This is a genomic window from Bradyrhizobium sp. PUT101 (assembly GCF_052043945.1).
Lineage (GTDB): Bacteria > Pseudomonadota > Alphaproteobacteria > Rhizobiales > Xanthobacteraceae > Bradyrhizobium.
Genome location: NZ_CP197207.1, coordinates 1184567 through 1198371, shown reverse-complemented (window position 1 = coordinate 1198371; position 13805 = coordinate 1184567). Strand labels below are relative to the sequence as shown.

General features: G+C 64.0%; 17 protein-coding genes. 6 read left to right on the top strand and 11 right to left on the bottom strand.

All coding sequences use genetic code 11. The features are described 5' to 3' along the window. The first annotated feature begins 2 nt into the window (after nt 1–2). Entirely contained in the window at nt 3–494 is a 492-nt protein-coding gene (gene tsaA, locus ACSHT2_RS05770; RefSeq protein WP_319327571.1) for a tRNA (N6-threonylcarbamoyladenosine(37)-N6)-methyltransferase TrmO, read from the top strand. A 133-nt stretch (nt 495–627) separates the two neighbouring features. On the opposite strand, the gene ACSHT2_RS05765 is transcribed toward tsaA, so the two are convergent. The 4 genes from ACSHT2_RS05765 to ACSHT2_RS05750 all read right to left on the bottom strand — a co-directional run bounded on the left by ACSHT2_RS05765 (nt 628) and on the right by ACSHT2_RS05750 (nt 3792). Beyond that, entirely contained in the window at nt 628–1053 is a 426-nt protein-coding gene (locus ACSHT2_RS05765; RefSeq protein WP_440640743.1) for an HIT family protein, read from the bottom strand. Between the two features lie 60 nt (nt 1054–1113). Further along, the gene (locus tag ACSHT2_RS05760; protein WP_440640742.1) at nt 1114–2355 is read right to left on the bottom strand and encodes a GNAT family N-acetyltransferase; all 1242 of its coding nucleotides are present in this window, start codon (nt 2353–2355) and stop codon (nt 1114–1116) included. A gap of 217 nt (nt 2356–2572) precedes the next feature. Next, entirely contained in the window at nt 2573–3319 is a 747-nt protein-coding gene (locus ACSHT2_RS05755; RefSeq protein WP_440640741.1) for a glycerophosphodiester phosphodiesterase, read from the bottom strand. 5 nt (nt 3320–3324) lie between these two features. Beyond that, nucleotides 3325–3792 carry a RidA family protein gene (locus tag ACSHT2_RS05750; protein WP_061021329.1) on the bottom strand — a complete coding sequence of 156 codons (468 nt, stop codon included), beginning with the start codon at nt 3790–3792 and terminating at the stop codon, nt 3325–3327. A 223-nt stretch (nt 3793–4015) separates the two neighbouring features. On the opposite strand from ACSHT2_RS05750, the gene ACSHT2_RS05745 reads away from it, so the two are divergent. Together ACSHT2_RS05745 and ACSHT2_RS05740 are read left to right on the top strand one after the other, a co-directional pair. Further along, entirely contained in the window at nt 4016–4861 is an 846-nt protein-coding gene (locus ACSHT2_RS05745) for a cell envelope integrity EipB family protein (RefSeq protein ID WP_440640740.1), read from the top strand. Nucleotides 4862–4938: 77 nt separating this feature from the next. Further along, the gene (locus ACSHT2_RS05740) at nt 4939–5340 is read left to right on the top strand and encodes a RidA family protein (RefSeq protein WP_131867974.1); all 402 of its coding nucleotides are present in this window, start codon (nt 4939–4941) and stop codon (nt 5338–5340) included. A gap of 12 nt (nt 5341–5352) precedes the next feature. Here the strand turns inward: ACSHT2_RS05740 and ACSHT2_RS05735 are convergent, their stop codons facing one another. From ACSHT2_RS05735 to ACSHT2_RS05725, 3 genes are read right to left on the bottom strand one after another with little or no spacing between them, the layout of a single operon-like run. Continuing rightward, a complete protein-coding gene (locus ACSHT2_RS05735; protein ID WP_440640739.1) occupies nt 5353–5769 on the bottom strand; it encodes an ACT domain-containing protein in 417 nt (138 codons plus the stop codon). Then, entirely contained in the window at nt 5769–7058 is a 1290-nt protein-coding gene (locus tag ACSHT2_RS05730; protein WP_440640738.1) for a DNA polymerase IV, read from the bottom strand. Before ACSHT2_RS05730 ends, ACSHT2_RS05735 begins: the two co-directional genes overlap by 1 nt. Further along, nucleotides 7055–7366 (bottom strand): DUF3572 domain-containing protein, encoded by a 312-nt coding sequence (locus ACSHT2_RS05725; RefSeq protein ID WP_028177874.1) that lies wholly within the window; start codon nt 7364–7366, stop codon nt 7055–7057. Before ACSHT2_RS05725 ends, ACSHT2_RS05730 begins: the two co-directional genes overlap by 4 nt. A gap of 237 nt (nt 7367–7603) precedes the next feature. Between ACSHT2_RS05725 and ACSHT2_RS05720 the strand changes: the two genes are divergently transcribed. Together ACSHT2_RS05720 and ACSHT2_RS05715 are read left to right on the top strand one after the other, a co-directional pair. After that, nucleotides 7604–7969: a response regulator gene (locus ACSHT2_RS05720; protein WP_124157917.1), complete on the top strand. Its 366-nt coding sequence runs from the start codon at nt 7604–7606 to the stop codon at nt 7967–7969. Between the two features lie 14 nt (nt 7970–7983). Then, nucleotides 7984–9357 carry a PleD family two-component system response regulator gene (locus tag ACSHT2_RS05715; protein ID WP_440640737.1) on the top strand — a complete coding sequence of 458 codons (1374 nt, stop codon included), beginning with the start codon at nt 7984–7986 and terminating at the stop codon, nt 9355–9357. 295 nt (nt 9358–9652) lie between these two features. On the opposite strand, the gene ACSHT2_RS05710 is transcribed toward ACSHT2_RS05715, so the two are convergent. Then, on the bottom strand, nt 9653–10258 hold the full coding sequence (locus ACSHT2_RS05710; protein ID WP_440642773.1) for a TetR/AcrR family transcriptional regulator: 606 nt from the start codon (nt 10256–10258) through the stop codon (nt 9653–9655). A 128-nt stretch (nt 10259–10386) separates the two neighbouring features. On the opposite strand from ACSHT2_RS05710, the gene ACSHT2_RS05705 reads away from it, so the two are divergent. Further along, complete coding sequence (locus tag ACSHT2_RS05705) at nt 10387–11625, top strand: MFS transporter (RefSeq protein WP_440640736.1); 1239 nt, start codon at nt 10387–10389, stop codon at nt 11623–11625. A gap of 302 nt (nt 11626–11927) precedes the next feature. Here ACSHT2_RS05705 and ACSHT2_RS05700 read toward each other — a convergent pair whose 3' ends face one another. The 3 genes from ACSHT2_RS05700 to ACSHT2_RS05690 all read right to left on the bottom strand — a co-directional run bounded on the left by ACSHT2_RS05700 (nt 11928) and on the right by ACSHT2_RS05690 (nt 13605). Next, nucleotides 11928–12218: a hypothetical protein gene (locus ACSHT2_RS05700; protein WP_440640735.1), complete on the bottom strand. Its 291-nt coding sequence runs from the start codon at nt 12216–12218 to the stop codon at nt 11928–11930. A gap of 41 nt (nt 12219–12259) precedes the next feature. After that, on the bottom strand, nt 12260–12544 hold the full coding sequence (locus ACSHT2_RS05695) for a DUF1488 domain-containing protein (protein WP_440640734.1): 285 nt from the start codon (nt 12542–12544) through the stop codon (nt 12260–12262). A gap of 197 nt (nt 12545–12741) precedes the next feature. Continuing rightward, complete coding sequence (locus ACSHT2_RS05690) at nt 12742–13605, bottom strand: transglutaminase family protein (protein ID WP_440640733.1); 864 nt, start codon at nt 13603–13605, stop codon at nt 12742–12744. Between the last annotated feature and the right edge of the window lie 200 nt (nt 13606–13805).

Below are 13805 nucleotides of genomic sequence, written 5' to 3'. Positions count from 1 at the left end.
ATATGGTTCGCGAACAGGAGCTCCGCGAGGGCGAAGTCGCCATCGAGCTGCCGCCGACGCAAGATGCCGGGCTCGTCTTCATCGGCCGTATCCGCACGCCCTGGACGTCGCGCCTGGAGACGCCGCGGCAGGGGCGTCAGGACGGCCCGATATGCCGGCTCGAGATCTTCGAGCCGTTCGTGCCGGCGATCAAGGGCGTCGATTTCTACAGCAATCTCGAAGTGCTCTACTGGCTCGACCAGTCGCGCCGCGACATCATCCTGCAAAGCCCGAAGAACAACGAGAAGACCCGCGGCACGTTCTCGCTGCGCTCGCCGGTTCGGCCCAACCCGATCGGCACGTCGATCGTGAAGCTGGTCGGCATCGAGGGCAATGCGATCCTGGTGCGTGGGCTCGATTGCCTCGACAACACGCCGCTGATCGACATCAAGCCGGATCGTTGCGAGTTCACGCCGCTGGCCGCGCCGCAAGCAGGAGATTTCCAGACGGAGTAAGGTCCGTCATTCCGGGGCGCGACGAAGTCGCGAGCTATGGTGCGCAATTGCGCGCCTGAGAATCCATCGGGCGTCAGCGACGGTGGTGGAATGGATTCCGGGCTCGACGCTTTGCGTCGCCCCGGAATGACAATCAGCCCTTCAACGCCGCGATCAGCTTGGCCGCGTGCTCTTCCAGCACCTTGGCGTCTTCCTTGCGGCTCGCCGGCGGCAGCATGGCGACGCCGTCGTGGCGCGGCATCACGTGCATGTGCAGGTGAAACACCACCTGTCCGCCGGCGGGCTCGTTGAACTGCTGCACGGTGATGCCGTCGGCGTTGAATGCCTTCATCGCGGCCGCCGCGATCTTGTGCGCGCCGCGGGCGACGTGGGCGTAGTCGTCCGGCTTGATATCGAGGATGTTGCGGGCAGGGGCCTTCGGGATCACCAGGGTGTGACCGGGGACGCGCGGCATGATGTCGAGGAAGGCGAAGACGTGCTCGTCCTCGTAGACCTTGTAGCAGGGCAGCTCACCGCGCAGAATCTTTGCGAAGATGTTGTTGGTGTCGTAGGCGGTCATGATAGCTCCTCGGCGGCTCCTCGAGATTTTGCGCTTACTGTCACCAGCAACGGCGAGGCGTCAAGACGCCTCATCGGCGCCTTTGCGGAATGGGCCGAGTTCGGCGAGCTCCCGTCCAGCTTCGGCGACATAGGCGCGCTCGCGCTTGAGGTAATCGTCGATGGCGCGGCGCAGGCCGGGATCGGCGATGAAGTGGGCGGAGTGGGTGGTGCGAGGCAGGTAGCCGCGCGCGATCTTGTGCTCGCCCTGCGCACCGGCCTCGACCTGCTTCAGGCCGTGTCTGATCGCGAAGTCGATCGCCTGATAGTAGCAGACCTCGAAATGCAGGAACGGATGATGCTCGACCGCGCCCCAGTTGCGGCCGAACAGCGTGTCCGAGCCGATGAAGTTGATCGCACCCGCGATCCAGCGGCCGTTGCGGCGGGCCATCACCAGCAGCACGTCCTCGCTCATGGTCTCGCCGATCAGCGAGAAGAACTCGCGCGTCAGGTAAGGCCGGCCCCATTTGCGCGAGCCGGTCTCCATGTAGAATTCGAAGAAGGCGTCCCAGGCATCCTCAGTGATGTCCTTGCCCGTGAGCCCGTGGATGGTAATGCCGGCCGCGAGCGCGTCGCGCCGCTCGCGCTTGATCGATTTGCGGTGGCGGGAGTTCAGCGTCGCCAGGAAGTCGTCGAAACTCGCAAAGCCCTCGTTATGCCAGTGGAATTGCTGGTCGGTGCGCTGGAGGAAGCCGTGCTCGGCGAGCAGCTTCCATTCCGTCTCCCGCGCGAAGGTGACGTGGACTGAGGACGCCTTGCTGACTCCGCACAGCGCCACCAGTCCGCTCGCCAGGGCGTCGGTGATCTGCGCACGGTCGACGCCGTCCCGGACCAGCAGCCGCGGCCCCGTCGCCGGCGTGAAGGGAACCGAGACCTGAAGCTTCGGGTAGTAGCGCCCGCCGGCGCGCTCATAAGCGTCCGCCCAGCCGCGGTCGAAGACGTATTCGCCCTGGCTGTGCGATTTCAGATAGCAGGGGACGACGCCGGCGACGCGGCCATCGACCTTGGCCACGAGATGCCGCGGACCCCAGCCGGTGCGGATGGTCGCCGAACCCGATTTCTCGAGGGCGGATAGAAATGCGTGCGAAACGAACGGGTTATAGGCAGGTCTTGAGAGCCCAAGGGAATCGCCTGGAGGGGCGGATGAGGTTCCCGCACGATGCCCCTCGCACTTGCCGCCCGGATTGGCGCAAGCGTCCCAATCCTCGGGCGAGATTTCGCCAATGGACGGTACGGCCTCGAGCGTAATGTCGGATGATGCCATTGCGCCCAAGATCGTGCATTGCAGCAGCGACTTCAAGGGGTGGGAATTGAGCTCTCTCGTGCCCCGGATGCATCGCAGCGCGCAGCGGTGCGATGCAGGGCCGGGGCCCATCTCTCCGCTCAGCGTGCCGCCTGCTGGGTCCCGGCTCTGCGCAGCAACGCTACGCGTTGCAGCGCGTCCGGGACACGAGAGCCGGCGCCGTGCAGCGGCGGTCCCTTTACGGTACGAACCCCTCGAAGATCATCTGATCCGCATACTGGCCGACCCGCGTCCGCTGCTCCGGGGTGCGGACGGTCCAGCCGAGCAGGGCGCAGCCGAAGACGTTGCGCGCGATCCAGGGGGCGGGGGCCGGAAGGTGATCGACCTTGAACGCGACGAAGTGGGGCTGGGTCCGGAAGCCATGGCGAAGGTACAGCATGCTGTCGCGCTGCTCCCGGGTGAGCTTGGCCCAGTACTCGTCCTCATAGGTCCGTTGCGCGACGATGCCGCGCGGACGGGAGGGCAGCAATTGGCGCAGCGCCAGCACCTGGTCGGGATCGAACGACATGCCGACCGCCGGGCCGTCATAGGACGCCAAGACTTCAGCCATCCGCTTCACCAGCTTGCGGTCGCCGCCAAAATGGCTCTTCACCTCGATCACCAGCGGTACCCGGCCGGCGACCATGGCGCAGAGGTCGCTGAGCGACATCATCCGCTCGGCGGTATCCCTGAACTTGACCGCCCTCAGCTCCGCCGCGGTCTTCGAGATGACGTCCCCGGTGGCCTCGGTGAGGCGGCCCAGCGCGTGATCGTGATGCACCATGGCTTCGCCGTCGGACGAGAGCTGGATGTCGACCTCGATGGAAAAATTGCCCGCAATCGCAGCCTGCACCGCGCCCGGCATGTTCTCGACGATGCCGCGCGAAATGTCATGCAGGCCGCGATGGGCGACCGGCCGGGCTGTCAGCCAATCCGGAGCACGCATTCGTGTCAGGCGACCTCGAACACGCCGTCGACCTCGACCGCCGCATCGGCGGGCAACGAGGCGACCCCGACGGTGGTCCGGGCATGGCGGCCCTTGTCACCGAAGGCGGCGACCATCAGGTCGGAGGCGCCGTTGAGCACCTTCGGCCCGTCGAGGAAGTCCGGCGCCGAGTTGATGAAGCCGCCGAGGCGCACCACCCGCACGACCTTGTCGAGATCGCCGAGCGCCGCTTTGACCTGGGCCAGCAGGTTCACCGCGCAGCCGCGCGCGGCCGCCGCACCCTCCTCGATGGAGACGCCAGCGCCGAGCTTGCCCTTGGCGATCAGCTTGCCGGCGGGGTCGAAGCAGACCTGGCCGGAGACGAACAGCAGATTGCCGGTGCGCACGAACGGGACGTAGTTGGCGACGGGAGTGGGGGCCTCGTGCAGCTTGATGCCCTGTTCCGCCAGTTTCTGCTCGACCGTGCCCGCCATGTCCGACCTCGTTGTCCAAACTCATTCGCCCCGGCGCGTCCGTTTGAAGGCCGGGCGCGCCCTGTTTCGCCTATCGTGCCGTCACATGCAAGCAACCGGAAGGGGGCGCATATTGTTGAGGCAGACCAACGCGAAGGGGTAACTTTGCGTGAAGCCGCCTCAGTTGCGACGCAATGGAACGGTCATTAAAATGTCGAATCTGCGCTTTCCTCAGGGAACAGATATGATGCACCTTTTCCGGACTTCGCTCGGTGTGATGGCGCTCGCGGCGGCCGCTTTTGGCCCCGGCGGCGGGGCGCTGGCCGCCAACGGTCCGTTCCTCGCGCATCAGGCGCTCTATGACCTCAGCCTGGTCAAATCGCGCTCCAATTCGGTCAACAGCGCCCGCGGCCGCATCCTCTACAATTTCACGGGGAACGCCTGCGAGGGCTATACCTCGGAATTCCGCCAGGTCTCCGAGCTCGACAGCGGCGAGGGCAAGATCACGCTCAGCGACCTCCGCTCCAATTCATGGGAGGACGGCGCGGGCAAGAGCTACCGCTTCAAGATCGAGACGCGCATGAACGAGGCGGATGCCGGCCGGGTCGACGGCTCGGCCGAGCGCGACGGCGACCATATCAACGTCAAGCTGAAGCTACCGGCGCCGAAGAGCTTTACGCTCGACGGCAAGGTCGTGTTTCCGACCGAGCAGATCCAGCGCATTATCGCCGCCGCGAAAGAAGGCAAGTCGCTGCTCGAGCTCTCCGTCTATGACGGCTCCGACGACGGCCAGAAGGTCTACAACACGCTGACCGTGATCGGCCAGCCGATCCCCGCCGACCGCTCCACCGCGTCCGATCCGTCGACATCGGACGAACACATGAAGTCGCTGAAGCGCTGGCCCGTCACCGTCAGCTATTTCGATCGCGACGCCCAGCAGAAAGAAGGCGAGCAGACGCCGGTCTATGCGATGTCCTTCGAACTCTATGAGAACGGCGTCTCGCGCCAGCTCGTGCTCGACTACAACGATTTCGTGATCTCCGGCGCGATGGGCAAGTTCGACGTCAAGGACACCAAGCCCTGCAATTGAGGATTCGTTGCATCTAGCCCTCGACACCGTCTCCCGCTACGCTTCCTCCCAACCACAAACTCCGGGAGGCAAGCACCATGCCCAAGCTCGACCATCTCCGCCCCAGCGGCCTGCATCACAACCCGGCCTATTCCCACGTCGTCACTGCTTCCGGTGCGCGCACCATCTACATCTCCGGCCAAGTGTCGGTGGATGAGGAGGGACGGATCGTCGGCGAGGGCGACATCGCCGCGCAGACGACGCAGGTGATGCAGAATCTCGGCCACGCGCTCAAAGCGGCGGGGGCGACCTACGCCAACATCGTCAAGATCACGACTTTCGTCGTGAACTACAAGCCGGAGCTGCGCCCGATCATTGGCAAGGCCCGCTCCGCCTTCTTCGAAGGCATGGAGCCGCCGGCCTCGACGCTCGTCGGCGTTTCCGCGCTCGCCGCGCCGGAATGGCTGATCGAGATCGAGGCGATCGCGGTCACGGATTGATTTCGCTGCGCTCTATCTGGGCGACGAGTGCGTCGCCTTGGACATCTCCCGCAGAACAGCCATCGCCTCGTCGGCTCTGTCGGCGGGTACGAAGAGATGGTCGTGGTGGAAGGCCGACACGGCGTTCACGCTGATGCCGGCTTCGGCCAGACGCGCCGTGATTGCCGCCAGAAAGCCCACCGCATCAAGCGCGGAGCGAACTGTCAAGGTGATCAGGCGCGAGGGAAATTCATGGCGTAGTCCGGCACGCTCGGCCTGCTCGTGCAGCATCACCAGCGTTGTTCCTTCGCGTTCGCGGAACGTCAGCATCGGGCTGATGGTGGCTGGAATGCTCACGTTCGGCGCAAGCGTGCAAAACACGAAGATGCCGTCCAGGATCTCCGGCTTCATGTTACTCAGCAGCGCGTCGAGATCGCGTTCACCCGTCATCACTCCTGCGCCTTCTCCGGCCCTTCATACGCAATGCCGCGGATCACCGCGGCGCTGCCGAATTTCTTGCGCAGGCTGTCCACCGCGCGCTCGGCATGCGCGGCGCGGCGGTCGAGCATGTCGGTGTCGTCGGCGGGCGAGCCCTCGCGCAGAGCGCTGACGCCGGCGCCCATCAGACGGAAGGCGGTGCCGTCGATCTCCTTGGCCAGCATCTCGCGGCAGATCGAGAAGATCTTTGCGGCGAGCTGGGTCGGGGCCGCAATGGACTGCGAGCGGGTGCGCTGGCGGAAGTCGGCGGTCTTCAGCTTCAGCGTGACGGTCGAGCCGGCGAGCTCGCTGCTCTTGAGGCGGGACGATGTCTTCTCGCACAGCCGCCACAAAATCTTCTCCAGCGTCGCGAAGTCGCGGATGTCGGTCTCGAAGGTGGTTTCGCTCGATATCGTCTTGGCGCCGCGGTCGGGCTCGACGCGGCGGTCGTCGATGCCGCGCGCGAGCCGCCACAGCCGGCGGCCGTCACTCGGAAGCTGTCGCATCATCTCGATCTCGTCGGCCTTCTGCAGGTCGGCGATGATGCGGAAGCCGCGCTGCACGAGGCGCTCCTGCGTCGCTGGCCCCACGCCGAAGATGAAGCCGACCGGTTTTTCCGCCAGCATCAATCGGGCTTCCTCCTGGTCGAGCGCGGCAAAGCCGCGGGGCTTGTCGAGGTCGGAGGCGATCTTGGCCAGGAACTTGTTGCAGGACAGGCCGACCGAGACGGTGATGCCGATGTCGCGCTCGACGTCGCGGGCAAAGCGCGCCAGCACCTTTGCCGGGATCATGCCGTGCACTCGTTCGGTGCCGGAGAGATCGAGGAAGGCTTCGTCGATCGAGAGCGGCTCGACCAGCGGCGTCAGTGCTTGCATGGCCTGGCGTACCTCGCGGCCGACGCGGACATATTTGGCCATGTCCGGCCGGATCACGGTCGCATGCGGGCAGGCCTCGAGCGCCTTGAACATCGGCATCGCTGAGCGCACACCATAGGTGCGTGCGATGTAGCAGGCGGCCGACACCACGCCGCGTTTTCCGCCGCCGATGATGACGGGCTTGTCGGAGATGTCAGGATTGTCGCGCTTCTCGACCGTCGCGTAGAACGCGTCGCAGTCGATATGAGCGATGGTCAGGCCAGCCAGCGCGCGGTGGCGGACGAGGCGAGGGGAACCGCAGGCCGAGCAGCGCCGCGCCCCCATATCCAGATCGGCCAGACAATCCCGGCAGAAGCAGCGGGGCCCGGCCGGGTCGGGGGCGGTCACGGCACGTCGCGCTCCCAGGAGCGGTCGCCGAGCGCGTCCCCGAGGACCTGCCGCGCTGCGGCAACGTTGGTCGGATGCAGCTCCGAGGCGCTCGCGAAGGCCTTCACGGTGGCGTCATCGCGCAGCACGAAATCCAGCACGTTAAGGAGGAAATTCGGGTCCGAGGCGGCGTTCCGGAGGGTCTCCGGGCCCACACCTGTCTCGGCCAGGAACAGGCCCAGCCGCTCGGGCTCGCTCGCGACGAAGGACAGCGCCTGAATCGCAACGATTTCAGCGACTTCGCGGGGGTTGTGAACAGGCTTTTTCACGGGCCCGGTTTGCCTTTCCGTTAACTTTCGGTGTCTACTTTGCATCATGCCCGAGTCTCGTGCCTGAGTCTTGCGACCCGGGGCAAGCAACTGGAAACCACATCGCAGAAAGTGGCCCCTCGGCTTTAACGAAACTAGAGCGAATCTGAGGCTAGTTTGAATCCAGTTTTCGAAGCGCCGGGAAGCGGCGCCTGAGGCGTCACATGTATCCGGCTTCGTGCCAATCAGGAGGGCGGGATGGCTAAGACCGTCCTGATCGTGGAAGACAACGAGCTCAACATGAAGCTCTTCCGCGACCTGTTGGAGGCGCATGGCTATCAGACTTCGGGCACCAGCAACGGTTACGAGGCGCTCGATCTCGTTCGCAAGATGCGGCCCGACCTCGTGCTGATGGATATCCAGTTGCCGCAGGTCTCCGGGCTCGAGGTGACGCGCTGGATCAAGGACGATCCGGAGCTGCGCAGCATTCCCATCGTCGCGGTCACGGCATTCGCGATGAAGGGCGACGAAGAGCGCATCCGCGAGGGCGGCTGCGAGGCCTATTTGTCCAAGCCGATCTCGGTCGGCAAATTCATTGAGACGGTCCGGCGTTTTATCGGATAGGAAGTGAGTTCAAAGTGTCCGCGCGTATCCTGGTTGTCGATGACGTTCCCGCCAACGTCAAACTCCTCGAAGCCCGACTGTCCGCCGAATATTTCGACGTCATGACCGCCTCGAACGGCACCGAGGCGCTGGCGATCAGTCGCCGCGCCGAATGCGACATCATCCTGCTCGACGTGATGATGCCTGACATGGACGGCTTCGAAGTCTGCCGCCGCCTCAAGACCGATCCCGCCACGCACCACATTCCGGTCGTGATGGTCACCGCGCTCGACAGCCCGGCGGACCGCAACCGCGGCCTGGAAGCCGGTGCCGACGACTTCCTCACCAAGCCCGTCTCCGACGTCGTGCTGATCGCGCGCGTGCGCTCGCTGACCCGGCTGAAGATGATGACCGACGAGCTGCGCATGCGCGCCATCACCTCGCTCGAGATCGGCATGCAAGCGCCCGAGCGCAGCGCCGTGGCCGACACCGGCAAGGGCGGCCGCATCCTGCTGGTCGACGACCGCGAGTCCTCCTACGAGCGGCTGGCGACGATCCTCGCCGCCGAGCACACCGTCGACGTCGAGTCGAACCCGACGGAGGCGCTGTTCCACGCCGCCGAGGGCAATTACGACCTCCTGATCGTCTCGCTCGACCTCAACAATTTCGATGGCCTCAGGCTGTGCAGCCAGGCGCGCTCGCTGGAGCGCACGCGGCATGTGCCGATCCTGGCCATTGCGGACCCCGAGAACTCGACGCGGCTGCTCCGCGGCCTCGAGATCGGCGTCAACGACTACCTGCTGCGTCCGATCGACAAGACCGAGCTGCTGGCCCGCGCCCGCACCCAGATCCGCCGCCGCCGCTACACCGATCATCTGCGCGACAACGTGCAGAACTCGATCGAGATGGCGATCACCGACGCGCTCACCGGCCTGCACAATCGCCGCTACATGGAGAGCCATCTCGCGACCCTCGCCGAGCAGGCCTCGCTCCGCGGCAAGCCGCTGGCGCTGATGATCCTCGACATCGACTACTTCAAGTCGATCAACGACAATTACGGCCACGACGCCGGCGACGACGTGCTGCGCGAGTTCGCGGTGCGGGTGCGCAAGTCGATCCGCGGCATCGATCTCGCCTGCCGCTACGGCGGCGAGGAGTTCGTCATCGTGATGCCGGAGACCGATCTTCACGTCGCCGGCATGGTCGCCGAGCGCCTGCGCCGCTCGATCGCGGGCGAGCCGTTCGCGATCCACAAGGGCACCAAGCGGATCGAGGTCACGATCTCGATCGGGCTCACCACGCTGGAGCGGAAGGGCGAGGCGGTTGCCGACGTCCTCAAGCGCGCCGACACAGCGCTGTATCGCGCCAAGCACGACGGCCGCAATCGCGTGGTGTCGCAGGCGGCGTGAGGCTGCTCGCACAAAACTGCGAAAACAACCCCATGCACAGTAGCCGGCGCCAGTCGGATCAAGGACTTACGCGGGTGGCAAGAATCGCCTGCGCGGGTCGCGGGCCCGTTTGACTTGTCGGGCAAAACAGGAGCATGTTGGTAGCATCGAGACGGCCCTGCAAACTCCGCTGTCATTCCCCGCGAAAGCGGGGAATCCGGTACGCCGCAGCTTCTCGGTTCTAGCCTCACTGTCTCTGGAATACTGGATCACCCGCCTTCGCGGGTGATGACACCGAATACTGCGGCAACAGTGTTCAGTGCGGTGTGCGCTTGCCTGACGTCGCCGGCTTCGCATCGTCGCCCACATCCACGCCCGCATTGCGCAGCAGCACCTTTGCCGCTTCCTTCGCGGCGCGCGCCATCGCCGGATCGTCGCGCACGAGGTCCTGGGCGATGGCGCCGTCGACCAGCAGCACGAGTTGGGTGGCGAGCGCATCCGCATCGGCAACGCCGAGCTCGGTCAACCGCTCGCGAAACCAGATGCGGCGGCTTTCCTTGAAGGCGATGGCGATCTTCTTCACGGCGCGGTCCGCAGGTCCCAGCTCGGCGACTGCATTGACGAACGGGCAGCCGCGAAAATCCTTCGCCGCAAACCGCCGCTCCAGCGAATCGAACGTCGCGAGAATCTGCTCGGCCGGCGGCTTGTCGGACGGGCGCTGAGCGACGAAGCGACGCGCGAGATAGGCTGCGATCAGCGCGTCCTTGGAGGGGAAGTGGTTGTAGAGCGTGCGTTTGGAGATGCCGATCTCGGCCGCGATGGTGTCGACGCCGATGGCGCGAATGCCTTGCAGATAGAACAGCTTGTCGGCGGTCTCGAGGATCCGCTCTTTCATCGTCTGTTGTTTGGGCGGGGGAGCCATGCGGCGGCAGACGTCCTGTTCGCTTGACAGCATCTGACATCCATAGCCTAAGTAAACAGGTCTGTGTAACCAAAATCAACGGCAAAAGCAGACGGCGGCATTTGCGCCGTGTCCATGAGGGAGAAGAAATGCCCCTGCTGCAGGTCCTGCGTCCGACATTGCCGATCCTGATCGGCGCCTCGATCATGCTGACGTTGAGCATGGGACTGCGGCAGAGCCTCGGCATCTTCATGCAGCCGCTGACGCACGACATCCACATTTCGATCTCGGATTTCACGCTGGCGCTGGCCGTGCAGAACCTCGCCTGGGGCTTTCTCCAGCCGCCCGTCGGCGCGCTCACCGTGCGCTACGGCTTCCGTCCGATCATGATCGCGGGCGCGCTGATGTACATTGCGGGGCTCGCGCTGATGGCAACCGCGAACGGGCTCGTCAGCATCATGATCGGAGCGGGCGTGCTGATCGGGACGTCGCTCGCCTGCACCGCGGCGGCGATCGCGATGTCGGTGGCGGCGCGCGCGGTGCCGGAAACGGTGCGCTCCACCGTGCTCGGCATCGTCTCCGGCGCGGGCTCGCTCGGCGCGCTCTTGTCGGCGCCGATCGGGCAGATGCTCAACGAGGGTTTCGGCTGGCGCATCGGGCTTGCCGGCTTCGTCGTCATGTCGGTGCTGATGATCCCCGCCGCCTGGTATGCCGGCCGTATCGACAGGATCCCGCTGCCGAAACCGGCGGCCGACGATATCGGGGATGCCACGGCCGCGACGGCGGCGAGGACCGCATTCGGCAATGCGTCCTTCGTGGTGATGACCTGTGCCTATCTCGTCTGCGGCATGCAGCTCGTGTTCCTCACCACGCACCTGCCGTCGTATCTGGCGATCTGCGGCCTCGATCCGATGCTAAGCGCGCAGACGCTCGGTATGATCGGCGGCTTCAACGTGCTGGGCTCGCTGTTCTTCGGCTGGGCCGGCCAGCGCTGGAACAAGCTGGCACTGCTCGGCGGCATCTACATCCTGCGCTCGCTGGCGCTCGCCTGGTACTTCACGCTGCCGGCGACGCCGTTCTCGACGCTGCTGTTCGGCGCGATCATGGGCTTTTTGTGGATGGGCGTCGGCCCGCTGGTCGCGGGCGCGGTCGCCGAGATGTTCGGCCTGCGCTGGCAGGCGATGATCCAGGGTCTCGCCTTCATGAGCCACCAGATCGGCAGCTTCCTCGGTGCCTATGGGGGAGGGGTGCTCTACGATGCGCTCGGCTCCTACACCATGGCTTGGCGCATCGGCGTCGCGCTCGGCCTTGCCGGCGGCATCGTGCAGGTCGCGTTCGCGCTGATCCGGCCGTCGCAGCCGCCGGCGCCGGTGTTGCGGACGGCGTAGCAGGGGCGACTGGTCGCTTTCGTCGGTTTGGGAGCTTACAGCGGGCCGCGCTGTTTAGTCGTGATGGGCCGCTTGTAACCCGAAGCGGATCTTCGACCGTTGACGACGCGGTCGGCGGAGGAGGCCCGCTGCTCTATTGGAATTAACTTGTAAACCGTGGGGCTAAAGGGAGGCCTGGCCCGTGTATTCGATGGTGAGGCCGCCGCCATAGTCCGACCAGCAGCCTGAACGAAGTCCTAACTTCTCATCACACATCAACGAAGATATTTCGATGTAGGAAGCACATGGAAACGTCAGTGGGCTCATTGGACCGGCGTTTCCGACCGCACGTTGAGCCTTGCGAGCTCGCGGCGCTCGTCATCCGACAATTGCCAATCCTCGCATTGACTGAAGAGCTGCTGAAAAGCGTCGTGTAGCTTGCTCCGGGCGACCTTAACCATTTCCGTGTCGTCAAATTCACGGGAGTCGAGGAGGATCGGTAGGGTAAAAATGGTTTGATCGCGCTCAAATCGAAACGTCAAACCCATATCCTCACCTCGCTCATTCGGCGAAATCATCTCAATGCGTGCGAGTGTGATCTTGAAGTTGCCCATCCATTCAACTCGCGGAATCGTGGGCGAAAAGCGAATCGGGTTTATCGTTCATCGGGCCGCCCTTTTGAGAATTGACTGGCGACAAGATCATAAGAGCCCCTGCTGCCGCGCACATAAACCTTTGCGGCTGTGGCGCAGATCACATCACGATGGCGATCAAACGCATTCAGGAAGTCAGCTTCGTCGTGACAGGCACCCGATTGAAGTCGTCTCAAGGCGCCTTCCTCAATGAAGAATGATGCCTCGATCGCACTGTCTGAGCCCCAGAAATGCACCGCACGTCTCGTCCGGTCATAGGAGCGACTTTGATTTGGAAACTCGATCATACGGCGGTCCAATCCAGGTTAGCAGGCGTGTCGTGGTGCGATGTTCGGAGAAGGTAGCGGCTCGGCTGCTGTCACTGTGCCCACATGCTCTCAAGAGACTGGAAAAGCAAACGCTTGGCGATCCATCCGCCGCGATGAGCAGCACTCAGCTACTCTGATACAATTGGCTGGCGACGAAGAAGTTGCTCGGTCGCGAGCTATGAGGTGACCAGAACCTCAACTGACATACCAGCGAAGGCATTGGTGCTGCCGATGTAGCTGCCAGATACAGGCGTTATCTGGCGGATATCGCGTGCTACCGCGATGGGAACCAAGTTGAAGCCGCCTAAGCTGCGGTTTGTTGGGTCAAACGTGATCCAGCCTGCTCCCGGTACGAAGATCTCCGCCCACGCATGCGTTGATCCTGTTCCACCGGAGCCCACTCCTTGCTGGTTCGGGTTGTAGAGATAGCCAGAAACGATCCTCGCCCCGAAGCCCAACGCGCGCGCCGCTTCGGTGAACAGCACCGCCAGATCCCGGCATGAGCCCCAGCCGCGGCTCAAGGTCTCCAGCGGCGTTTGGGTACCTTCCTCGTCACGGCTCTGATATCGAGCCGCTTCCGAAACCCCAACGCTTAGGTCCTTGAGCAGCGCCAATGTGTCAGTCTGGCTTCCGCAAACAAACATTTGTGCCCAGTTTCGCAAAGTCCCCTCGGCGTCCGCGAACTGCGGAGTGGCCAAAGCACCAAGATCGGCCCAATCATGATCGGAATAGAGGAAGGGGTAGGATGTTGCAGAGACCGCGATGTCAAAAATAGGCCATTCAACTGACGCGAGCTGAAGTTTTGCAACGCTGGAGATCACCAAATTGCTAGCCTTCATGGAAAACGTTGCGGTTGTGACCGCGTTCCCGAACACATCGCTGGCCCAGGTCAAGACCGCATCATGCGTCGACGAGATTCGGCTGGTTAGCAACCGAACATCCCGGCTTTCGCGCGGACGAAGCATTAGGCGATGTGGAAGAAGGCTTACCGGCTCGTTGAAGCGATAAGTCGTCGTATGCTGAATTTCCAACGTGATCAAGGACAACTCCGCTGGCAGCAACGCTGATGTCCAAGTGGCCACGCAATGAGGCCGAGCCGCCCTCAGGCAGGACGCAGGTCCGCTTCTATGTAAGGCTGCGGGAATGAAATACCAGATGTGGGCCAAAGTGTCCCATCTGGTGCCCGACCGGTTCGCCTTCCGGGTAGACTGAGGAACGAAGGCGAGGCGGGCCCGTTTAT

Excerpts from the sequence above, each read along its gene's own strand:
- tsaA (WP_319327571.1), top strand. The coding sequence starts at position 3 with ATGGTTCGCGAACAGGAGCTCCGCGAGGGCGAAGTCGCCATCGAGCTG.
- ACSHT2_RS05765 (WP_440640743.1), bottom strand. The coding sequence starts at position 1,053 with ATGACCGCCTACGACACCAACAACATCTTCGCAAAGATTCTGCGCGGT.
- ACSHT2_RS05760 (WP_440640742.1), bottom strand. The coding sequence starts at position 2,355 with ATGGCATCATCCGACATTACGCTCGAGGCCGTACCGTCCATTGGCGAA.
- ACSHT2_RS05755 (WP_440640741.1), bottom strand. The coding sequence starts at position 3,319 with ATGCGTGCTCCGGATTGGCTGACAGCCCGGCCGGTCGCCCATCGCGGC.
- ACSHT2_RS05750 (WP_061021329.1), bottom strand. The coding sequence starts at position 3,792 with ATGGCGGGCACGGTCGAGCAGAAACTGGCGGAACAGGGCATCAAGCTG.
- ACSHT2_RS05745 (WP_440640740.1), top strand. The coding sequence starts at position 4,016 with ATGATGCACCTTTTCCGGACTTCGCTCGGTGTGATGGCGCTCGCGGCG.
- ACSHT2_RS05740 (WP_131867974.1), top strand. The coding sequence starts at position 4,939 with ATGCCCAAGCTCGACCATCTCCGCCCCAGCGGCCTGCATCACAACCCG.
- ACSHT2_RS05735 (WP_440640739.1), bottom strand. The coding sequence starts at position 5,769 with ATGACGGGTGAACGCGATCTCGACGCGCTGCTGAGTAACATGAAGCCG.
- ACSHT2_RS05720 (WP_124157917.1), top strand. The coding sequence starts at position 7,604 with ATGGCTAAGACCGTCCTGATCGTGGAAGACAACGAGCTCAACATGAAG.
- ACSHT2_RS05710 (WP_440642773.1), bottom strand. The coding sequence starts at position 10,258 with ATGGCTCCCCCGCCCAAACAACAGACGATGAAAGAGCGGATCCTCGAG.
- ACSHT2_RS05705 (WP_440640736.1), top strand. The coding sequence starts at position 10,387 with ATGCCCCTGCTGCAGGTCCTGCGTCCGACATTGCCGATCCTGATCGGC.
- ACSHT2_RS05700 (WP_440640735.1), bottom strand. The coding sequence starts at position 12,218 with ATGGGCAACTTCAAGATCACACTCGCACGCATTGAGATGATTTCGCCG.
- ACSHT2_RS05695 (WP_440640734.1), bottom strand. The coding sequence starts at position 12,544 with ATGATCGAGTTTCCAAATCAAAGTCGCTCCTATGACCGGACGAGACGT.